A 20,944-nucleotide genomic window follows, 5' to 3' on the forward strand; every position below is an offset into this window, starting at 1 on the left:
AATTTTAATATATTTTTGAAGGAATGTCAAATGTATATTTCATGCAAACGTTACTAATTTATTGGTTTTACGTTTTCCCAATACTTTGTTGCATTTTTAAAAAATTTAATTTCATAAAATATTGTCGAAAAATAGAAAATCGCCAAATTTCAAATCAAAACTTGCAATTGGTCAAACATTAATAAAATATGCATAATTTTACTTATTTATATGCAAATTTTACAAATATATTTTTTAGCTGCGTGAAGCAATAAAAAAGCAACCCTCATTGAGAATTGCTTTTTGCATATTGGGTATAGTCTTTGTCTGCTAAAATCACATGACTAATAAATATAATTTTATCTTTATTCTCAAAAGGCTTCTGAAAACGGATAATCATTTATATGCTCACTTAAGTAATTTTCACAGAATTCAGTTAACTTTTTGTTTGTATACTCTTCTAATGAAATATTAGGTCTTTCAATGTCGTATAATTCAGATACAGTCTTTCTTACATTCATGATATTTTCAGAAACTTTCATATATATGGTGTCGTATGATATGCTGCTTCCTACTATGGCTTCTCTTATCATTACGTCATTCACAACTTCCCAGTTAAAGCCTTCTTTTTTAACTGTAATATTAATAGTATTTTCCATTATGTTGTTTATATTTCTGTTTACTACGTTGACAGTGAGATCTTTTCTTACTTCTTCAATTTTTTTGTTGCTGTTAATCATACCTGGGAAACCATTGTTGAACATGAGAATTTCGTACATTATCTTTGCTGTATCTACTCCTGTAATACTCATTTCTACATACGCTCTATCCTTAGAATCATTAAGTTCAATAGAGTTAACCTTGTAATCCATTTTACCGGTCAGAAGTTTTAATGACTCTGAATCCCCTATAAAATAATCAAGAAATCCTTCACCGAATTGCTTCTTGATGGCTGATTCGTCATATACCTTAACTGCATCGAAAACCTCTGTCACTTCTTCATAAACCTTTTGTTCAGTCTTATCATCATAGACGATATCTGAAGGATTGTTGTCTATATCCTCAACTTTCCCCGGACCTGAACATGCTGTTAGTATTGCTGTAGACAAAATAAATAATAGTAATAACTTTTTCATATTAACCTCGATGTCTTTTTATATAAAGATTGTACTTTAATACATGATAAAAGTCAATTATACTTTGACTATAAAATTATTTTTATTTCAAATTTATATTATATCTATTAAATAAAATCCTACATTTAATGCGGATTTTCTTACAAAAAAATAGCGGCCCTCACATGAGAATCGCTTTTTATTTTATTTATACAGTTGACATGCTTTTATATTAAATCTGAAAATCCATAAACGGTGTTGGTTCAGTACTTACATCATAGAAATGCCACCATTCTTTATCATAAGCCAAAAAACCAACGCTTTCCATTACTTCTTTCAAATATGTTGCATTCTTTCTTCCTTCTTCTGAAGTCTTTATACAATTAAGAGAGGCTCTTTCTGTCATATCATCAAACTCAGATGGCATAGCTATATCATTTCCATCCAAATCAGTTAAAGTAATATCTACACAAAGACCATTCATATGGGTTGGTCTGAACTTTTTTATCTTTCTCATATCAGGTGGTTTTGCTACAAAATCATGATTAGGCATTATTTCCCAAAACTTAGCCTGTGCACTTATAGGTCTGTATGCATCCCAGACTTTCACCCTGTAACCTGCAGTCTTAAATATGTTTTTGGCTTTTATTAATATTTCTGCAGTATGTTTATCTATCCAGCATTCACCTGAATTATATATCTTTTGACCAGTAAAATTATCAGTCGTTGCGTATTTTAGATATATAATAAATTCATTGTCCATTTCGACTAATTTTACCAAATTTCCTTTTTCATTATACATATTATAAATTTACGCTCCTTCATTAAGCAATGAAATAACATTTTTAACTTGAAGCTTACCCCAAGCATCATGCAATTTTCATCAATAGTAAATTGTGGATGATGCAAGTCTACCATAGTCTCATTTTGTAGATTATGGCAACCCAAATGAAAATAACATGCAGGTTTAGTCATTGCAGGAAGAAAAATTTTACTTTTTCTTTCAATTTATCTTTTAACAAGTTTATGATTCGTTCTGTGATTTCTATAATTTCCTTATAAGGATTATTTTTATTATTTTATCCACATCCATTTCATTCTCCAAATTGTAGAATTTGCCGAGCCCGAAATTAATAAGTTGAGGGCTCGACATATATATTTTTATTATTATATCAATATCCTATCAATACTGCGATTTCAAGCATAATCATTTGAGCTCCAAGTAGCATTAAGAACAGCGGAGTAAACCATTTATACCACTTTTCAAGTTTGATACCACCCAATCCGCAGATGATAACGATGTCAGCTGTAGGCCAGAAAATGTTTGATAAGCCATCACCAAACTGGAATGCAAGCACTGCTGTTTGACGAGTTACACCAATAATATCAGCAAGCTGGGCCATGATAGGCATTGTAGCAACTGCTTGACCTGAACCGGATGGAATAAAGAAGTTTATTAAAGTTTGAACAATAAGCATCAATTGAGCTGATATCCCGCTTGGTGCATTCTTTAACAGATTCGATAGATGGAAAATAACAGTATCCATTATCATAGCATCTTTCATTACTACTACAATGCCCTTAGCAACACCAGTAAGTATACAGCCCCATACAACTGTTTTTGCACTGTCTATGAACTCAGCACACCATTTGTTTGGCGACCATTTCTTGATTCCGGCGCCAACCATGGACATGATTAAAAATAACCCGCATAGCTGAGGATAGTCCCATCCCCATTTCATAAGTCCTAGCATTAAAATCACTAATGTTACTGCTATGTCTATGATTACTAATAAGTCAGATGTAGTAAACTCATAAGAATCCAAATCTCCTTCTGCAAATTCATGTATTGACTTTTCTCCATAAACAACTGAAGATTTAGGATCTCTAGAAAGTTTTTTAGCATATCTAATTACATACACTATTGTAATTGTCATAAATACAACTAAACAAATAGCTCTGTACCAAGTTCCGGAATACAACTCTACTTGAGAAACATTCTGAGCTACACCTACTGTATAAGGATTCAATGTAGCACCCATAAATCCTACAAACTCACCGCAAGCTATAACTGCAAAACCAAACATTGCATCGTAACCCATCGCTATTCCTAAGCCAATAATGAGTGGATAAAAGCCATAGAATTCACTGGCCATACCGAAAATTGACCCACCTAAACCAAAAATTATCATCAGTATAGGTACTAATATCAATCCTTTATTGCCTAGCCGTTTGAGCAATGAGCCTATTCCAGAATGGAAGGCCCCGGTTTTTACCATTACTCCAAAAGTACCACAACAGCATAAAATTACAAAAATAATATCTGCAGCATCAACACAGCCTCTATAGAAAGCTGCGAATAAACCTAAAAAACCTGTAGGTGATACTTCTGACTTATCAACTTCATGATAAGTTCCATCAATAGCTACACTTCTAATTCTTCCGTTAACATCCTGATCTTGATAATCATATGTACCTGATGGTATGACCCATGACAATATTGCCATGATTAAAACCACAGCAGCTACAATTATTAAGGTATCAGGCATATTAAACTTTCTCTTCTTATTTACACTTTCCATTTGAAACCTCCTATATTTGTCAAATAAGCCTTGATTAATATCAATAGCATATAAGCAAATAATGTGCCAACATTATTTAAAAAAGAATTGTGTAAATTTACGCATTCTTATTCGTACAACTACACAATTCTTTTCTGTTTATTACGTTTATCCGGACTCAGTTCGTTTTTCCGGATTTATTTGAGTTTTTGAAGCACAAAAGCGTAATATCTCTCATTATACTTTCTGCATTCCTTGTATTAGAATCCTCAGCTGCCATACATAAAATAAATGGATTTTCACTATAGATAATACCCATATCCATTATCAAATTATCGTCTATACCCGTCTGGTGAGCAATAGGAAGCTCTTCATCAAAGTAATAAGGAATAATGCTGTTTTGTTGATGTCCTCTTAATATTTCAAGCATTTCAAAGCTTGCTTTATTTGATATTATTTGTCCTTTATACATTCTGTAAAATAGACTGGCCATTTCCTTTATGGAAACATAGTTTTCTATACCCTTGTCTATCTTTTCCTTGTCCAGAATTGCCCTGTGAAGTCTGGTCTTAGGAAATCCAAGCATATCCAGAGTTTTATTTATTTCTTCCTCTCCAAACATTCTGAATAATATATTGAAAGCTATGTTATCACTTACTGAAGTGCTTAAACTGTATAAATCTTCCAGTGTCAATTCCGTGCCTTCATGAAGATATTCTAGTGCACCGAACGTCTTTATTCTTTTTTCTTTGTTCCCTATATAGTCGCTCTTTTTAAGAATGTATTTACTGTCTTTTCTGGCCTTTTCAGCCTCTATCCATTTAAATGCCTCAAGAAGAGTGATGATCTTCACTGATCCGGAGGCAAAAAAAACATCACAATTTCCGGCAAAGCAACTTTCACCACTATTTAAATCTATGTAATAAATACCTATCTTGCCACGAAAGTTTTCAATTCTATCTTTAATATTATCTAAAATCATTTTCTTCTATCCCCTCATATATGATGGCATATTTCTTTATCTTATCAAAAATTGCAGTCCTTCCTATATCTAAATACTGAGCTGCCTTGAATTTATCTCCATGGAATAAATCTAATGCATTTCGTATTGCCTGTTTCTCACAATTTTCTTTCAATTCTTTTAAAGTCATGGGTTTTAACGCAAACTTATCATGCTCAGGCAATATTATGTCATCTGGAGGTATTATTTTTTTATCACATAATATGGCAGCCTTTTCCAATACATTTTCCAGTTCTCGAATATTCCCAGGCCATGGATATTCCTTGATTTTTTCCAGAGTCTGATACCCTATCAAAACAGGTTCTATCTCAAGCCTTTCACATATTTCAGGAAGAATGTCTGATATTATAGAGTGTATACAATCTAATCTTTCCCTTAGCGGAGGTATCTCAATTGGAAATACATTTATCCTATAGTATAAATCTTCTCTGAATCTCTTCTCCTTTACCATTTCTGCCAGATTCTTGTTTGTTGCTGCAATAAATCTTACATCAACCTTGTGTTTTTTTGTACCACCCACACGATAAAACGTCTTACTTTGCATTACTTCCAGCAGTTTACCCTGAAGTGTCAGCGGTATTTCACCTATTTCGTCCAGAAATAGCGTGCCGCCGAATGCCATGTCAAGCAATCCTTCTTTACCGCCTTTTTTAGCTCCTGTAAAAGCACCTTCTTCATATCCAAACAACTCACTTTCCAATAGATGATACGCTATAGCAGCACAATTTATATGAACAAAGGGCTTATCCTTCCTTTTGCTGCAATTATGTATTTCTTTTGCCAAGTATGTCTTTCCGGTTCCACTTTCACCCGTCAATAAAATAGTTGCATTGGTAGCACTGCCTTTTTGAAGGAGTTTTTCCAGCTCTCTAAATTTACCTTCATTTCCCCACAATCTGAAACTATTGTATTGTATACTGCCGTACATATCTTCTGATACCTTACATAATATCTTATTATATTTTAAATTATCATCGATAATTCTTTTTATGAGACTATCTTCCTCATCAAATGAGATAACATTATACAGAACATCCTTAACTTTAATTGTTTCACTGGAAATGAAAACCTTTGTATCTTTAAAATCAGTTAATGCTCCACCTCTTATAATTGATTCATATATACTATGATGAATGAGTTTTTTTAGATTCATATCCTGAATTTTCTCTTTATCGCAGTATCCATTAAAAACCTTTTTGTTTAAGGTTATCTCAAAGCTATTCTCTTCCTTATCATCATGAATAAAATATTTTATTCCGTTATCATCTGCAAGAATTACAATTTCTTTATATATATCCGTATCAAAGGACATTATCTGAGTATCGACCTTTACTATGATATACCTATCTTTTCTTATTATTGATATGGATTTTCTCTCATAGATGGTATCTATTAATTCTTCTATTTTTCCTTCATATTTAAAATTCTGCTTTATTATCGGCATTATTTCTTCGCTGTCTATTGAAGCAATAACCAATAGTCTTTTATCATAACGCATTTCATTAGCAGGTATTTTAAATTCCTTAGAAATATATGAATAATCTCTTTCTGAATTGGAAACATAAATCAAAACGTTACCTTTTTCAAAGCTTCCACTTGGAAAAGCAACAGGCGTAACTAAATCTTTTTTTATGTATTTTAAGGTTTTATCACCTAAAAAAACAATATTCTCATTTTGATCTGTTATTATATAATTATCAGTTTTCATTTTATCCCCACCTATTACATTGACCTTATGTATTACTTACACCATTATTTTTATATTTTGTCATTAGAAAAATTTAATCTAACAAAGTAGATTTCATTTCTTATAATTAAGATATAGCTGAAACTTACCTTCTTAAATAGATTTTTAACTAAAAAATTATTTTTCATAATAACCATTTATTAAACCATATTTACATGCTACTACATCATCATAAAACCATTAATTGTATTAAGCAAGATAAACTTCCAGCATTTTTGAAACTAATTATCATTTCACCTAAAGCATCCTGAATATTTATTTTCACTTCATTGTTGAATGTGTAATACTACATTATCCATAAAAATCGCTTATGCAGCCAACCTAATGTCACTTCAGAAAATGAGCATTAGTGTAGTCTGTACTTAGAAATTCTTTCTTCTGTTGTGAGAATTTGATGGTATAATAAAATCAAAATAGTTAATTTCGAAGAGTAAGAAAACTTAATGGAGGTGGATATATGAGCGAGATTTTAGTTTTTTCAAACAGGGAAATGTTTCGTGAATGGTTACACCAAAACGGAACAAGCAGTGAAGGTGTATGGTTGCTTTTCGGCAAAAAAGGAGGGCCAACCACTCTTACTGCTGCTGAGGCATTGGAAGAAGCTCTGTGCTATGGCTGGATCGACGGAAAGATGCAAAGTATTGACAACACAAAATATAAGAAGTATTTTGCGTGCCGTACGGCAAATAGTAAATGGTCGGATAAAAATAAGGAGTTAGTCATGAAACTTGAGGAACGAGGAATAATGACCGATTATGGTAGGGAAAAAATAACGGAGGCTAAGAAAAACGGACAGTGGAATGCTCCTAAATCTCCAGGAGTTTCCGAAGAACAGATAGTTGCTTTATCAGATTTACTCAAAGCACATGAACCGGCCTATACGAATTTTCAGGGTATGTCTCCATCTGTAAAAAAGACTTATACACGGGCATATTTTGATGCAAAAACAGATGCCGGACGGGATAACCGTTTGTCTTGGATGATTGAGCGCCTCAATAAAAATCTAAAACCCATGTAATTTAGTAACAGTAGTCTACTTTCATAACATTACCATAGCTGGTGTTGTCTGTTCCTGCAATTGTACAGTTTTCAAATTTTCATTCCAATCATTAAATAGCGGTGTGCATCATAAAAACGAGGGCCTTGAATTTTTCATTCAAAACCCTCGTCAGACCTATAAAAAATGAGTTTCTCGCAAATACAATGTGATAATTGCAATTCCATTGTGAATATAAAAAGGAATATTTTAAACATTAATAAAATAATTCCTTTTCTGATTTGCAAATAGGTTTACCAAAATATTTATGAATTTTTATTAAAAAAGGTTCTTCTAATGCTGCTTCATCAAGAATTTCTTTTCGAAGAAAAATTTCTCTTGTTTCTCCCTCAGCTAGAATACAGCCTTTATTTAATATATAAATATAATCGCATATTTCATAAATAAAATTCATATCATGGCTTGAAATAACAATTATTTTATTTTCTCTTTCAGTTAAGTTGTTTAAAATATTTTTAACATTTTCTTTAGAAGGATAATCAAGCCCTGCGTTGGGTTCATCAAAAAAGATTATTTTTTGATCCATAACAACAGTTCCTGCTATAGATACATTTTTCTTTTGTCCATAGCTTAAGAAATGGACAGGTTTATTTCTTAAATGGGCAATGTTTGTATTTCTAATTGATGATTCAACTCTTTGTTTTATTTCTTCTTCATTGTATTTAAGATTCTTTAGGGCAAAAGCTATGTCATCGTAAACATTTGAAAAAAAGATTTGCTTGTCTGGATCCTGAAAAACAATTCCAACATTTTTTCTTAAATTATCCAATGTTTTTTTATCATATTTTAATTCTTTCCCGTCAAAAAAAATTTTTCCTTTAGTTGGCTTGAGAAGCCCTAAAAAGTTCATGAACAATGTTGATTTTCCTGCTCCATTTGAGCCAATTATACCTATTTTTTTCCCTTTTTTTAAATCAATGCTCACATTATTAAGGGCGATTGTTTTATCCTCATACATGTAAGATACATTTAACATCTCTAACATAATTTACCTGCTTCTTATTTATTAATATCACTCAACATAAAAATTTCCATCAAAATGTTTTATTTCAAGTACTGATTCCATATCTTTATATCTAATCATTATTCTTACAAACAACGCTCTTGCTAATAATGCTAAAGAATTCATTGAATTTTTATAGTTGTTATATCCAAACTTCATCTTTTGAGCCGTGTGTATCATAACAGCTTCTTCAATAAATAATGCTATAAATCTGTATGTAAGCACATACAGTTCAATAAATACTACTGGAAGTTTAATTTTTTTCATAACATTTATTTGCTGATTAATAGGTGTGGTAAGTATAAAAAAATACATGCTTGATATAGCGCTTAATGCCCTCAAAGTAACTATAATACCTTTATAAACAGAGCCTTTTACAATCCCAACATAAAGATTGAAAAAATCAAATGATTTTATATAAACAAAGTTTGATGTTGCATTCACTTCATTAAAACCAAAGGAAAATACTATGGTTACTACGCCTATTAAAAGATATAAAAAAGGTACACTCAGCATTTTAGCATATGTTTTTAAAGGAATTCGTGCACCTGCTACAGTTAATATAGTTACACCAATAATTGAAGCAGCAAAAAAATATATATTTGAATTAATTATTGATGCTAAAATTAATGATATTGAAAATATCACCTTAAAATATGGATTTACTTCTGCAAAATTATTAGTATAAGCAAATCTGTCAATAATGAACATTAAATTTGTTCCTTTCTGTTGTTAAAACTACCTTTTAATTATTACATGTGACTAGTTGTAGCTTTTTTACCTTTTCCATATCCTAAGAAATATCCTATAACACCTGCACCGATAGCTGCTTGTATTGAAAACAGTAAGCTTTCAATTTCACCGCTTGCAGGTTCAATTATAGGACTGAACCATGGTTCATAGTCTGGATTTATTTCTGCAATAACTTCTTCCGCCTGTCCATCCGCTCCACCAAATTCTGCATCTTTTAAAATTAATAGTGGTGATACAATTAAAATAATTACTAACGCAAACATTAATATATTTTTAGTTGTACTTTTCAATTTCATATCCTCCTTCATTTTGATAATTTACTACTAAATCATATATTATAGCTGTAAGTATACCTTCTGCTATGGCAAGCGGAATTTGCGTAATTGCAAATACCCCTAAAAATTTAACCATGGAAGCCATTACTCCTCCAACCATATCAGGATGAGCAAAAGCAAGCTGCACTGATGTTACAACATATGTAAATAAATCACCGCAAGCTGCTGCTAAAAATACAGCAGCTTTTTTATTTTTGCTCTTAAAAATTTTATATATAAAGAAAGAAACAAAAGGTCCTGCAATACCCATGGAAAACAAATTTGCTCCTAATGTTGTAATTCCACCATGAGCCAGCAACAGTGCTTGAAACAAAAGAACAATTAGTCCTGACACAGACATAGGCAAGGGTCCTAATAATATTGCTCCCAGACCCATTCCAGTAGGATGTGAAGTGCTTCCTGTTATTGATGGCATCTTTAATGCTGATAATATAAATACAAATGCTGTAACCAAAGCAAACAACAATTTTTGATTCGCATTAACTTTAAACATTTTAGATATTTTTCTCATGCTTAAAATTAAAAAAGGCAAACACACCACAAACCAAAATATTCCCCATTCAAGGGGTAAAAAACCTTCCATAATATGCATTCCTAATGCATAATTTGGTGTTAAAATCAATACTGACACAAATAATAGTATAAAGTTATATTTCCCTTTCATATGTTCTCCTTAAAAACTATTTAAAAATGCTGTTGTTTTATAGATTCTTTCACTTTAGCATTTCATTTATATTCACATATGTACGATTGGTAAATGTGCTAGCTGCATTTTTTATTATGATAAACTTTCATTTCACAATGACTCTCATTATTTGTTGTAAATGAATTTCTTACATTATGTCAGCAATTCTATTAACAAATAATTCTATTGTTTTTTTGTTGTTTCCAAGTCCAGTAATGAAAGCTTCAGCATAAAAACCCTTCTCTTCGAAATATGATTTTATTGAATCTTCTTCATCAGAGGCTATATCATTAATTGCATGGTCACCGGCCACAACCATGAACGGGTAAATATATGCTTTTTTTACGTTCATTTCTTGCATTTTAGTTGACACTTCATCCATGTAAGTGTCGCCTTCCACGTTTATGATAAAAATATTCCTGCAGTCACTGTTTAAAAGTTCTTCGAATTGTTTATAGTATTTATGAGCTTCATGGTCAGAACCATGCCCTACTAAGACAACCGCTTCATCTTCACCAAGTCCACTTTTTATATATGACTTAACAGCACTCACTTCTTTTTCTCCCATTCCATCATCTAAAAAAGTTCTGCTCACCTTGATTTCTGCAAAATCGTTTTTACATTCATCAACTTTATTAATTATTTTTTCATATTCAAATCCAGGTATTATGTGTGAAGATAGTATGTAAACGTGAGAGTAATTTTCATCTTTTAACTTATTCAAACATGATTCCATATTGTCTATAAATATGTTTTCTTCTCTGTAAATTTTTTTTCTGATTATTTCAGATGTAAAAACACTGAAACAATCAATGTTTTCAAATTTACTTTTTACCGCATTTTCAATTGTTTCAATATATGTTTGTCTTGACTCTTTAATTGAACATCCAAAACTGGCAAATATAATAGCTTTTTTCATTTATCCACCTGCTAAATTGAACTTAAAACTTTTAAATTAGACTCAATAGTAAAATCTATGTCTTCATCTGACAAAGCTTGATTCATAAACATAACTTCAAACTGCGAAGGAGGAAGCAATATACCCGAATCCAACATTCCCTTAAAATATTTTGCATACATTTTAGTATCAGAATTCATTACATCCGCATAAGAATTAACTGACTTTTCTGTGAAAAATATTGTAAGCATTGATTTGTATCTCACAACTTTTGCATTAATACCTGTTTTTTCAATATTTTTATTGAACCCTTCTTCAAGTTTGATTGCCTTTTTTTCAAGACCGTCATATATTTGAGGATTGTTTCTTAATTTTTTAAGAGCAGCAATACCGATTGACATTGCCAATGGATTTCCTGACAGTGTACCTGCCTGGTAAACTGCTCCTAAAGGAGAAACAACGCTCATTATTTCTTTTTTGCCTCCATATGCCCCAACTGGAAGACCTCCTCCAATAATTTTGCCAAAGCACACCATGTCCGGAACTATGTTAAATACTTTTGCTGCACCACCGTATGATAGTCTGAACCCAGTAATCACTTCATCAAAAATAAGCAATATGTTGTTTTCCTCTGTAATATTTCTTAAATCATTCATAAAATCCATGTCGGGAATTACAACACCCATGTTCCCTGGAACAGGTTCAATTATTACACAGGCAATTTCGTTTTTATTTTGTTCTATTGCATCTTTTACTGATTTTATGTTGTTAAATTCGCATACTATTGTATTTTTAACAAAATCTTGAGGCACTCCAAGGCTTGTAGTTACGTTATACGTTAGAGTTCCTGACCCCGATTTAACCAAAAGGCAATCAGAATGTCCATGGTAGCATCCTTCAAATTTTATTATTTTGTCTTTTTTTGTATAGCCTCTTGCTGTTCTGATAGCACTCATTGTTGCTTCCGTCCCAGAGTTTACCATCCTTACCATTTCACAGCCCTTATAGGCATCTGTAATAATTTCTGCCATTTCAACTTCAACTGCTGAAGGAACACCATATGATATACCGTACTTCAAAGCTTCAATTGCAACATTATTTAATTCTTCATCTCCATGTCCAAAAATCATAGGTCCCCATGAAGAAATATAATCAATGTATTTATTGTCTTCAACATCATATATATATGATCCTTTTGCTTTTTTTATAAATATAGGATCCATTTCAACTGAGCCGAAGGCTCTAACAGGACTGTTCACTCCTCCGGGGATAATTTCTTTTGCTTTTTCAAACAATTTTTTTGAACTATTCATAATTATTGCACCTCATTCAAAATTTTTGCAATATCTTTAGCAAAATATGTAATTATTATATCTGCTCCTGCTCTTTTAATTGAAAGAACGGATTCATAAATTGCTGATTTATTCAGTAGCCCGATTTTTACAGCATTTTTTAACATAGAATACTCACCGCTCACATTGTATGCAGCTATGGGGATATTAAAATTATCCTTTGCTCTTCTTATAACATCTAAATATGACAAAGCAGGCTTAACCATAACTATGTCTGCTCCTTCTTGTATATCAAGGCTAATTTCCCTCATTGCTTCATCAGAGTTTGATATATCCATTTGATAACTTTTTCTGTCTCCAAACTTAGGTGCTGAGTCAGCAGCATCTCTGAAAGGCCCGTAAAAAGCTGATGCATATTTAGCACTGTAAGCCATTATTGGAACATTTGTATATCCGTTTTCATCCAAACATTTTCTTATACTTTCTATACGAAAATCCATCATATCCGAAGGTGCAACCATATCAGCACCTGCTGCTGCATGGCTTAATGCTATTTTAGATAAATAAGGCAATGTTTCATCATTTAATACTTCATTGTTATGGCCTAATATTCCGCAATGTCCATGGGAAGTGTATTCACACATGCACACATCGGTAATAACATACATATGAGGATTGATTTTTTTTATTTCCTTTATTGCTCTTTGTACTATTCCGTTATTATCATATGCGCTGCTTCCTATTTCATCTTTATAGTCCGGAACACCAAAAATCATAATATAGTTTATACCAAGATTTGTGAGCTCTTCGATCTCTTCTCTTAGCCTGTCCACGGAATAATGGTAGCAATCAGGCATTGATGGTATTTCTCTCCTTATGCCTTTGCCTTCAACTGCAAAAATTGGATAAATCAAATTATTTTTAGATAAATAAGTTTCTCTTATCATATTTCTTGTAAACTTACTATCCCTCATTCTTCTCATTCTCATTTTATTTCTCCAGATCATTTAAGATTGTATTAATTAAATTTTCAATATTATATATCTCTGACTGCTTGTATACATTTAAACCGTTATTTTCTGCTGTTTTAGTTGTTATTGGACCAATGGATATTATTCTAGCATTTCTAATATTTTCAAGAGTTTCACTGTCAATTAATTTAATAAAATTTTCAACAGTAGAAGAACTTGTAAATGTTATATAATCAATTTTATTTTTTAAAATTTCTTTTTCATATTCTCCGATAGTTCCAATAACAGTGTCATATATAAAAACTTCAACTGTTTCACAAATTTCTGATAGCTTATCCTTTAAGAATGATCTCGATTTTAATGCTCTTGGCATTAAAATTTTATCAGAATGTTTAAGAAAATCTTTTATTTCTTCAAACAGTGTTTCAGCAACAAAGCTGCTTGGCACAAAGTCTGCCTTTATACCATATTCCATAAGCTTAGCAGCTGTACCGTCTCCTATGGCAAATATTTTTATATTCCCAAGGCTTCTTACATCTTTTATTTTAAGTAGATTGTCCATAAATATTTTTACCGCATTAGTGCTTGTAAAAATAATATGGGAGTATTTTTGTAAATTATTTATTTCTTTAGATAATAATTCTATATTGATTTGTTTTATTTCTATTGCGGGAACCTCAATAACATTTGCCCCATGGTCCTTAAGTGCGCTCACCAATGAACTTGCCTGAGCTCTTGCTCTTGTTACAACTATATTTTTTCCAAATAGGGATTTATTTTCAAAAAAATTAAGTCTGCTCCTTAATTTAACAACATCACCTATTACAATTAAACTTGGACTTTTTATATTTTTACCTTCAATATCTTTTAATATATTTTCTAAAGAAGAGGCTACAACCACCTGGTCCGGATATCCTCCATGGCTTATTACCGCACAGGGAGTATCAGGACTTTTCTCATTTTTCATAAAACCACTTACTATGTTTGATAAGTTTTCAAGGCCCATGTAAAATACTACTGTACCGTTCAGCTTGGACAGAGCATAAAAGTCCAAATAAGACTGCGTTTTTTTGTGACCTGTTATTAAGTGCAAAGATGAGCTGTAATCCCTGTGTGTTATTGGTATCCCTGAAAAACATAAACCTGCAATTCCCGATGTTATACCTGGTACAACCTCAAACTCTATTCCTCTTTCTACAAGGTATTCAGCTTCTTCTCCACCTCTTCCAAAAACATAAGGGTCTCCCCCTTTAAGTCTTGCTACTGTTTTTCCTTCTAAGGCCTTTTTAACCATTATTTCATTAGTTTCATCCTGGGTCAAATAATGATTTGCAGATTCTTTACCGGCATATATGAATTCCTTTGACGTATCGTTTAAATTTATTAATCCCATGTTTAATAGTCTGTCATAAACAATAACATCTGCCTGTTCTAAAACTTTTTTGCCTTTTATTGTTATATTTTCTTCACTGCCAATACCTGCACCAACCAAATAAACCTTTCCATTTTCTTTCATTCTTCGGTTATCCTTTCTGAACTTAATTCATGGCTTTTTTCAATCAATTCTTCGGCTAACATGATGCCAAGATTTTCTGCCTGAGATATTGGAGCAGTGCCTTTTGTCGTCAACAAGAACCTGCCGTTTTCATCACCGTACATTGCATACAAAGTCATGGATTCATCATTAATTTCTGTATATGCACCCATGGGAAATTCACAGCCAACTCCCAATTTTTTTAGGAATGCCCTTTCTGCCTTTGCTCTAATTGATGTTTCATAATGTTCAATGGTTTTTAGTATGTTTTTTATTTCTTCATCTTCTTCTCTTATTTGAAGAGCTAAAATTCCTTGACAAGGGGATGGTATAAACAACTTTGGATCCAAGTAACAGCTTATCCTGCTTTCATAGTTTGCTCTTTTTAATCCTGCTGCTGCAAGCATTACACCATCAAGATTTTCTGTTTCGATTTTGTTCATTCTGCTTTCAATGTTTCCTCTGATACTTTTAACTTCAATATTTTTAATGAATTTTTTAAGCTGGACGTCCCTTCTTACGCTTCCTGTTCCAATTAAGCATCCTTCCAAGTCCGATAAAGAGTTAATAATTTTTTTTGAAACTATAACATCCCTGGGATCTTCTCCTTTGGGCACTGAACCAAATGTAAGACCTTTTGTATGCCTAGACGGCATGTCTTTCATTGAATGAACAGCTAAGTCAATCTCTTTATTAAGCAGTGCAGTTTCTATTTCCTTGGAAAATATTCCGTTATCGTTAAATTTATGAAGAGGTACATTTAGTATTATATCTCCCTTTGTCTTTATTACTTTTATTTCAAATTCCAAGTGAGGGTTATTTTCTTTCAGTTCTTTAATTACTAAGTTTGTCTGAATTAAAGCTAAATTGCTGCCTCTTGTTCCCACTTTTATTTTCATTTAGTTCTCCTGCCTGACTGAATCCTCAATATCATTTAAAAATATTTTCAAATCCGAGTTATTTTTACATATCAATGAATCCATGGTAGATTTTATATTTCCAATATTTAAACCTTCGTTATTTTTCATTTTTAACTGCTCTCTTATTTCGCACAGCAAGCTTATTTTTTCTGTGAATTCTTCATTAAGGATTTTACCAGTTTCATTTAATATTAGTTTTGCAGCTGTCGGGCTTTTGCCCTGTGTATTTACCGATACTGTTATATTATCTTTATGTAAAATAGCTGAAGTAATAAAATCTGATTTCTCCCTACTGTCAGCAACCATGACCAAGAATTTTTTATCTTTAAAATATTTGCAGATTTCCATGTTCAACTCATGATTGTCAGTACAGATAAAAACCATGTGATAATCATCTGAAATTTCAAAGTTTTCAATGTTTTCTCTTATTAGAATAATATTTCTATTGATATTATTCAGCTCATCAACTTCCTTTAAAAACTTTTCTGAAACAACGTCTATATGAGCATCAGTCTTTGCAAGGTCTTTCAGCTTTAAATATGAGGCGTTTCCTCCACCCACAACTAGTATTTTTTTATTTAATGTATCAATACATATAGGATAATAGCGCATTAAAATCCAAAAAGTTCATTGAGCACTTTTACATACTCATTAAGCTTTTTTTCCTCCCTTGTATCTTTTAGTGTTATAACTGCTTCTCTCATAAGTCTTTTAAGCGATGATTCAATCATTTTATCAATTATTTTTTTATCTTTTACACTTAAATTTGTCTTTCGGTAAATGTATGAAACAGTGTCTTCTTTTATATTGTTGCATTTTATATACATTGATTCTAATACCTTGTCTGCTTTTAAACTGCTTTTCCATATGTTAAATTCATCAATGCATTCGTCAATAAAACTTAAGTTTTCATTTAAAAGAGTTTCTCTCATAATTTTATTTTCTTCAGATTCTGTTTTTAACGAGTCCACATCATACAATAAAATGTTTGGAATGTTTTTTATATTTTCATCAATATCCCTTGGCATTGCTAAATCAAGAATATATAAAGCTTTATCTCTATTCTTTTTCATGTCCTCTTCTTTTATAATTACATGAGGGGATGAGGTTGCACTTATGATAATGTCTACTTCATTGATTATATTTTTCAAATTTTCGTATTCCACTACTTCTACGTCTTTATATTTTTCCCATATGTCTATGGACTTGCACTTGTTTCTGTTGCAGATAAATATTTGACCAGTCTTATTCTCTCTTAGGTGAGTTAAAGCCAGAATACCCATTTTTCCAATTCCAATAACAAGAATTTTTTTATTTGACAAATCCTTGATATTCTCCCTAAGCTTTTTTACGCCAATATAACTAATTGATAGTGGATTTTCAGATATCTTTGCTTTTGTTTTAATTTTTTTTGCAGCAGTAATTGCTTCTCTAAATAATTTATTTAATATTTTACTGCTGCCATTTAATACCATTGCCGTAGTCAAGGCTTCTTTAACCTGTCCAAGTATTTGATCTTCGCCTATTACAATTGAATCAAACCCGGCACATACCTGAAAAATATGTCTAACAGCTTCATCATTAATTTTTGAAAAAATATATTCATCAATCGTTTTATCGTTAAAAAAAGATAAGTAAAATTCTTTAACAATATGAACAGCCCTTTCTATATTGTCTGATACTACATATATTTCACTTCTGTTGCACGTTGACAAAATAATTATTTCATCAATATTTTTATCTAATAATATAGTAGTTGCTTCAATCTTTTTAGCTTCAGTAAAAAAAACTTTTTCTCTTATTTTAATAGGTGATAAATTATGATTAAATCCTATTACCGCTACTTCCATGCTCACCTCTTGTTCTCACAACCTCTTTTGGTAATGATTTTATTTTCAATATAAGTTGAATTGTTTTAAACTGGAAATCCTTTAATTCTGGTACAGATATTACTGGCAAACAACTAGCAATATCTCCTGATTATAATTCAGACAATAAAAAAACTTCCGAAGTTTTTCGGAAGTTTAAATAAACATAATAATTTACAATAACAATTTTAATTATTATACGATAATCCTCCCGAAAATCTATAAAAAAGTATTATGGCAGGTCTCCTGACTTTCGGTTCAACTAATATTCACCTTCCCATGCATACGCACAGTGGCATTGAAAATTATCACCTTTCACAGTAGCGGGGGCTGTAACAGCTTTTACTGTTTTCCCTATTAAAACTTATGTTACCACAACACAAATATTCAATTTGCCTAAATTATATATTAAGATCTTTATATTGTCAACAAATATAATCCCACTCCAGATAAAGAGCACACTATAGTTTCTTAGAGTGAGCATAAAAAAAAACAATCTCATTTTATAAGATTGCTTTTTCATTATATATTGGTACGGATGACAGGACTTGAACCTGCATGGAGTTACCCACACGGACCTGAACCGTGCGCGTCTGCCAATTCCGCCACATCCGCATATCGCTTAATTATATTAACACAAGGAGTTTAGATTTGCAACATTTTTTTTGCTAAGTTCTAAACTTTTACTGATTTGCAACAAAATTTATAAAGTTGTTAACAAGTGTAAGGTTTTAAAAGAATTTTATTCACAGACTTTCATTGAAAAGATGAGATTCATCGGCTGCGCCTCAGAATGACAGCAATCAAATGTATAGCTTTTCAACAATCTTTGCAAATCTTGCTTCTTCAATTTGTAAAAAACAGGGACTGTCACCAGACAAATCCCTGCATTTTTCTATTCCATTATATATACTTCGTACTTGTCTGTAAGTTCAGCTTTTTTATCCATGTATACTTTTTCTTGCTTTTCTACAAAGAAACCTTCTTTAACTTCCTGATAAACTTCTTCAAATTCTGAATTTCTTGCAGGTATGTGTTCTGTAAGTTTAATTATGTGGTATCCGAACTGTGTCTTCACAGGTTCGCTTATTTCTCCAACCTGCATTGAAAATGCAGCATCTTCAAATTCTTTTACCATTTGTCCTCTTCCGAACTGTCCAAGAGCACCACCGTTTTGTTTTGAAGGGCAGCTTGAAAATTTCTCTGCAGCTTCTTCAAATTTCAAGCCATCTGTTATATCTTCAAGAATTTCATTGGCCTGTTCTTCAGTTTCAACAAGTATGTGGCTTGCTGCAACCATTTCTTCTGTCTTGAACATTGATTTGTGCTTTTCGTAGTAATCTTTAAGTTCTTCATCTGAAACTGTAATGCTGTTAAACATTTTTCTTAAGGAATACTGCTGCAGCATGGACTTTTTCATGTTTTCCATAACAGCTAAAAATTCTTCATCCTTGTCAAAGTTCTTTTCTACAGCATCAGAATACATCAGTTCATGCATAACAAGTTCATCGATTAACTTTGCTCTTCCTTCAGCACCTTGAAAATATGCCGCATTTTGTCCTAAATTACCCATAAGGGCTTTAAGGTCAGATTCTTTTATTTCTCTGCCGTCAACAACAGCCAAAACTTTATTTTCCATTTTATCTCCTATGATTTATTGATTTTGCAAATGAATTATGTATTTATCGCGCAGTTTCGCATCACAAATTTGTTTGCTCCTCACGTCGCACAAATTTGGTGCTCATTGCGGTTGACCTGCCGCCATTTTTCAGAAAAAACACCCTGAAAAATGGGGCTAGGGCATACAATAAATAAGAGGGTTTACACCCTCTTCAGCAAATTGACATACCCTATTTTACAAACTGTAGGGGCGGATCTTGTATCCGCCCGCGGGAGGACACGAGGTCCTCCCCTACATGTTTAATTGACTTTGTCATCAACTGAGAGGTTTACACCCTCTTTTTATACTTTATTCTTCTTCTTCCATGAATTCCAATAAGTTTGACAATTCAGCTATGCACTTATCTTCATCAGAACCTTTAGTAATGATAATAAGTTCGTCACCTTTCATAGCTCCTAAAGCCATTATGCTAATAATGCTTTTTCCATTAGCTTCCTGGATTCCTTTTTTAATAATAATCTCACTGTCAAAATTTCTAGCTTTCTTCACAAATATAGCTGCCGGTCTAGCATGCAGTCCTATCTTATTTTTTAATATTACTTTTTGTGATCTCATCTTCTACACCTCTTTTCTCATGCTTCATTAAATCTTCAGCAATCTCTTCAATTTTTCTTAATCTATGATTCACACCTGATTTTCCAAGGGGTGGATTTAGCATTTCTCCAAGTTCCTTTAAGCTTGCATTGCTGTGTTTCAGTCTTAAATATGCAAGTTCACGCAAATGGTCGGGAAGATTATCAATAGCTTTATGCTTTTTCAAAATCTTAATGCTGTTAATCTGCCTCATGGATGTGTCTACTATCTTATCAAGATTAGCAGTTTCACAGTTTATTACCCTGTTGATTTGGTTGCGTGTTTCTTTTACTGCTCTTACATTTTCAAAGTCAAGCACTGCCTTGTTAGCGCCCATGAGCGCCAGAAGATCTGAAATTTGTTCGCTTTCCTTTATGTAAGTTACATAGTTGTTTTTCCTGTAAATTACCTTTGCACCTATGTCGTAGCTTTCAAGAAGACTACAGATCCCCTTGCTTTGTTCCTCCCTGCTACTGACAAACTCAGCATGATAGGATTTTTCAGGGTCGCTTATGGAACCGCATCCCATGAAAGAACCTTTTATGTAAGCTCTTCTACACAGGTCATTTTTAATCAATTCTTCAGGAACGCCGTAGTCAAATGCCATTATGTTGAAGTCTTCCTTGTCGGCAATCCTTGTGTCCAGTAAAAACTTTCTGGCTAGATTATTTTCAATATTTATGATGTAATTATTATGTTTTTTAAGCCTGTTGGTCTTTTCCACGCTTACCTGAGTGGAAATTCCGTACGCAATCTTAAGAAGCTTGAAAATTCTTCTTGCTACCGCAGCATTTTCTGTTGAAAATTCCACTTCGATCTTGTTAAAACCCTTAAAGCTAATATAACCCATTGTTCTCACTAAAGCTGAGATTTCTGCCTGTGCTGCCACATCGCTGTTTATTTCTGTTCTTGACAGCTCATCCTTAATTTTAGAAGAAAAAGTCATATTAT

Annotated in this window: 20 protein-coding genes, 1 tRNA gene and 1 riboswitch; of the genes, 1 reads left to right on the forward strand and 20 read right to left on the reverse strand. The window is 32.2% G+C overall.

Annotation, left to right across the window (positions count from 1 at the left end; all coding sequences use genetic code 11):
* Window positions 1-350: 350 nt before the first annotated feature.
* From LY60_RS12875 to LY60_RS12895, 5 genes are all read right to left on the reverse strand, one after another.
* Window positions 351-1,115 (reverse strand): hypothetical protein, encoded by a 765-nt coding sequence (locus LY60_RS12875; RefSeq protein WP_145084530.1) that lies wholly within the window; start codon window positions 1,113-1,115, stop codon window positions 351-353.
* Window positions 1,116-1,326: 211 nt separating this feature from the next.
* Window positions 1,327-1,896, reverse strand: coding sequence for a M15 family metallopeptidase (locus LY60_RS12880; protein ID WP_145084533.1), 570 nt, complete (start codon window positions 1,894-1,896; stop codon window positions 1,327-1,329).
* Window positions 1,897-2,266: 370 nt separating this feature from the next.
* Window positions 2,267-3,643, reverse strand: coding sequence for a YfcC family protein (locus tag LY60_RS12885; protein WP_170226218.1), 1,377 nt, complete (start codon window positions 3,641-3,643; stop codon window positions 2,267-2,269).
* 190 nt (window positions 3,644-3,833) lie between these two features.
* Complete coding sequence (locus tag LY60_RS12890) at window positions 3,834-4,637, reverse strand: serine hydrolase (RefSeq protein WP_145084539.1); 804 nt, start codon at window positions 4,635-4,637, stop codon at window positions 3,834-3,836.
* The gene (locus LY60_RS12895) at window positions 4,624-6,384 is read right to left on the reverse strand and encodes a sigma-54 interaction domain-containing protein (protein ID WP_145084542.1); all 1,761 of its coding nucleotides are present in this window, start codon (window positions 6,382-6,384) and stop codon (window positions 4,624-4,626) included. Before LY60_RS12895 ends, LY60_RS12890 begins: the two co-directional genes overlap by 14 nt.
* A gap of 496 nt (window positions 6,385-6,880) precedes the next feature.
* Between LY60_RS12895 and LY60_RS12900 the strand changes: the two genes are divergently transcribed.
* Entirely contained in the window at window positions 6,881-7,441 is a 561-nt protein-coding gene (locus tag LY60_RS12900) for a YdeI/OmpD-associated family protein (RefSeq protein ID WP_145084545.1), read from the forward strand.
* Between the two features lie 235 nt (window positions 7,442-7,676).
* Here the strand turns inward: LY60_RS12900 and LY60_RS12905 are convergent, their stop codons facing one another.
* The 15 genes from LY60_RS12905 to whiA all read right to left on the reverse strand — a co-directional run bounded on the left by LY60_RS12905 (window position 7,677) and on the right by whiA (window position 20,939).
* Entirely contained in the window at window positions 7,677-8,465 is a 789-nt protein-coding gene (locus LY60_RS12905) for an energy-coupling factor ABC transporter ATP-binding protein (RefSeq protein WP_145084548.1), read from the reverse strand.
* A 27-nt stretch (window positions 8,466-8,492) separates the two neighbouring features.
* Window positions 8,493-9,194, reverse strand: coding sequence for a cobalt ECF transporter T component CbiQ (gene cbiQ, locus LY60_RS12910; protein ID WP_145084551.1), 702 nt, complete (start codon window positions 9,192-9,194; stop codon window positions 8,493-8,495).
* Window positions 9,195-9,235: 41 nt separating this feature from the next.
* Window positions 9,236-9,532, reverse strand: coding sequence for an energy-coupling factor ABC transporter substrate-binding protein (locus LY60_RS12915; protein WP_145084554.1), 297 nt, complete (start codon window positions 9,530-9,532; stop codon window positions 9,236-9,238).
* Window positions 9,510-10,235, reverse strand: coding sequence for an energy-coupling factor ABC transporter permease (locus LY60_RS12920; RefSeq protein ID WP_145084557.1), 726 nt, complete (start codon window positions 10,233-10,235; stop codon window positions 9,510-9,512). Before LY60_RS12920 ends, LY60_RS12915 begins: the two co-directional genes overlap by 23 nt.
* Before the next feature lie 169 nt (window positions 10,236-10,404).
* Window positions 10,405-11,175 carry a sirohydrochlorin cobaltochelatase gene (locus LY60_RS12925; protein ID WP_145084560.1) on the reverse strand — a complete coding sequence of 257 codons (771 nt, stop codon included), beginning with the start codon at window positions 11,173-11,175 and terminating at the stop codon, window positions 10,405-10,407.
* Window positions 11,176-11,186: 11 nt separating this feature from the next.
* Entirely contained in the window at window positions 11,187-12,467 is a 1,281-nt protein-coding gene (hemL, locus tag LY60_RS12930) for a glutamate-1-semialdehyde 2,1-aminomutase (RefSeq protein ID WP_212633487.1), read from the reverse strand.
* Between the two features lie 2 nt (window positions 12,468-12,469).
* A complete protein-coding gene (hemB, locus tag LY60_RS12935) occupies window positions 12,470-13,435 on the reverse strand; it encodes a porphobilinogen synthase (RefSeq protein WP_145084565.1) in 966 nt (321 codons plus the stop codon).
* Window position 13,436: 1 nt separating this feature from the next.
* Window positions 13,437-14,933, reverse strand: coding sequence for a uroporphyrinogen-III C-methyltransferase (gene cobA, locus LY60_RS12940; RefSeq protein ID WP_145084568.1), 1,497 nt, complete (start codon window positions 14,931-14,933; stop codon window positions 13,437-13,439).
* Window positions 14,930-15,850, reverse strand: a complete 921-nt coding sequence (hemC, locus tag LY60_RS12945; protein WP_145084570.1) for a hydroxymethylbilane synthase — start codon at window positions 15,848-15,850, stop codon at window positions 14,930-14,932. Before hemC ends, cobA begins: the two co-directional genes overlap by 4 nt.
* Window positions 15,851-16,483, reverse strand: a complete 633-nt coding sequence (locus tag LY60_RS12950) for a precorrin-2 dehydrogenase/sirohydrochlorin ferrochelatase family protein (protein ID WP_145084573.1) — start codon at window positions 16,481-16,483, stop codon at window positions 15,851-15,853.
* Window positions 16,483-17,721 (reverse strand): glutamyl-tRNA reductase, encoded by a 1,239-nt coding sequence (gene hemA, locus LY60_RS12955; protein WP_145084576.1) that lies wholly within the window; start codon window positions 17,719-17,721, stop codon window positions 16,483-16,485. Before hemA ends, LY60_RS12950 begins: the two co-directional genes overlap by 1 nt.
* A gap of 237 nt (window positions 17,722-17,958) precedes the next feature.
* Window positions 17,959-18,131, reverse strand: a riboswitch (cobalamin riboswitch).
* A 138-nt stretch (window positions 18,132-18,269) separates the two neighbouring features.
* A tRNA-Leu gene (locus LY60_RS12960) sits at window positions 18,270-18,354 on the reverse strand.
* A gap of 280 nt (window positions 18,355-18,634) precedes the next feature.
* Window positions 18,635-19,378: a peptidylprolyl isomerase gene (locus LY60_RS12965; protein WP_246145466.1), complete on the reverse strand. Its 744-nt coding sequence runs from the start codon at window positions 19,376-19,378 to the stop codon at window positions 18,635-18,637.
* Between the two features lie 330 nt (window positions 19,379-19,708).
* The gene (locus tag LY60_RS12970) at window positions 19,709-19,975 is read right to left on the reverse strand and encodes an HPr family phosphocarrier protein (RefSeq protein WP_019228359.1); all 267 of its coding nucleotides are present in this window, start codon (window positions 19,973-19,975) and stop codon (window positions 19,709-19,711) included.
* The gene (whiA, locus tag LY60_RS12975) at window positions 19,944-20,939 is read right to left on the reverse strand and encodes a DNA-binding protein WhiA (RefSeq protein ID WP_145084579.1); all 996 of its coding nucleotides are present in this window, start codon (window positions 20,937-20,939) and stop codon (window positions 19,944-19,946) included. Before whiA ends, LY60_RS12970 begins: the two co-directional genes overlap by 32 nt.
* Window positions 20,940-20,944: the final 5 nt, after the last annotated feature.

Origin of the sequence: Sedimentibacter saalensis (genome assembly GCF_007830175.1) — a bacterium.
Lineage (GTDB): Bacteria > Bacillota > Clostridia > Tissierellales > Sedimentibacteraceae > Sedimentibacter > Sedimentibacter saalensis.

Excerpts from the sequence above, each read along its gene's own strand:
- LY60_RS12875 (WP_145084530.1), bottom strand. The coding sequence starts at position 1,115 with ATGAAAAAGTTATTACTATTATTTATTTTGTCTACAGCAATACTAACA.
- LY60_RS12880 (WP_145084533.1), bottom strand. The coding sequence starts at position 1,896 with ATGTATAATGAAAAAGGAAATTTGGTAAAATTAGTCGAAATGGACAAT.
- LY60_RS12885 (WP_170226218.1), bottom strand. The coding sequence starts at position 3,643 with ATGCCTGATACCTTAATAATTGTAGCTGCTGTGGTTTTAATCATGGCA.
- LY60_RS12890 (WP_145084539.1), bottom strand. The coding sequence starts at position 4,637 with ATGATTTTAGATAATATTAAAGATAGAATTGAAAACTTTCGTGGCAAG.
- LY60_RS12895 (WP_145084542.1), bottom strand. The coding sequence starts at position 6,384 with ATGAAAACTGATAATTATATAATAACAGATCAAAATGAGAATATTGTT.
- LY60_RS12900 (WP_145084545.1), top strand. The coding sequence starts at position 6,881 with ATGAGCGAGATTTTAGTTTTTTCAAACAGGGAAATGTTTCGTGAATGG.
- LY60_RS12905 (WP_145084548.1), bottom strand. The coding sequence starts at position 8,465 with ATGTTAGAGATGTTAAATGTATCTTACATGTATGAGGATAAAACAATC.
- cbiQ (WP_145084551.1), bottom strand. The coding sequence starts at position 9,194 with ATGTTCATTATTGACAGATTTGCTTATACTAATAATTTTGCAGAAGTA.
- LY60_RS12915 (WP_145084554.1), bottom strand. The coding sequence starts at position 9,532 with ATGAAATTGAAAAGTACAACTAAAAATATATTAATGTTTGCGTTAGTA.
- LY60_RS12920 (WP_145084557.1), bottom strand. The coding sequence starts at position 10,235 with ATGAAAGGGAAATATAACTTTATACTATTATTTGTGTCAGTATTGATT.
- LY60_RS12925 (WP_145084560.1), bottom strand. The coding sequence starts at position 11,175 with ATGAAAAAAGCTATTATATTTGCCAGTTTTGGATGTTCAATTAAAGAG.
- hemL (WP_212633487.1), bottom strand. The coding sequence starts at position 12,467 with ATGAATAGTTCAAAAAAATTGTTTGAAAAAGCAAAAGAAATTATCCCC.
- hemB (WP_145084565.1), bottom strand. The coding sequence starts at position 13,435 with ATGAGAATGAGAAGAATGAGGGATAGTAAGTTTACAAGAAATATGATA.
- cobA (WP_145084568.1), bottom strand. The coding sequence starts at position 14,933 with ATGAAAGAAAATGGAAAGGTTTATTTGGTTGGTGCAGGTATTGGCAGT.
- hemC (WP_145084570.1), bottom strand. The coding sequence starts at position 15,850 with ATGAAAATAAAAGTGGGAACAAGAGGCAGCAATTTAGCTTTAATTCAG.
- LY60_RS12950 (WP_145084573.1), bottom strand. The coding sequence starts at position 16,483 with ATGCGCTATTATCCTATATGTATTGATACATTAAATAAAAAAATACTA.
- hemA (WP_145084576.1), bottom strand. The coding sequence starts at position 17,721 with ATGGAAGTAGCGGTAATAGGATTTAATCATAATTTATCACCTATTAAA.
- LY60_RS12965 (WP_246145466.1), bottom strand. The coding sequence starts at position 19,378 with ATGGAAAATAAAGTTTTGGCTGTTGTTGACGGCAGAGAAATAAAAGAA.
- LY60_RS12970 (WP_019228359.1), bottom strand. The coding sequence starts at position 19,975 with ATGAGATCACAAAAAGTAATATTAAAAAATAAGATAGGACTGCATGCT.
- whiA (WP_145084579.1), bottom strand. The coding sequence starts at position 20,939 with ATGACTTTTTCTTCTAAAATTAAGGATGAGCTGTCAAGAACAGAAATA.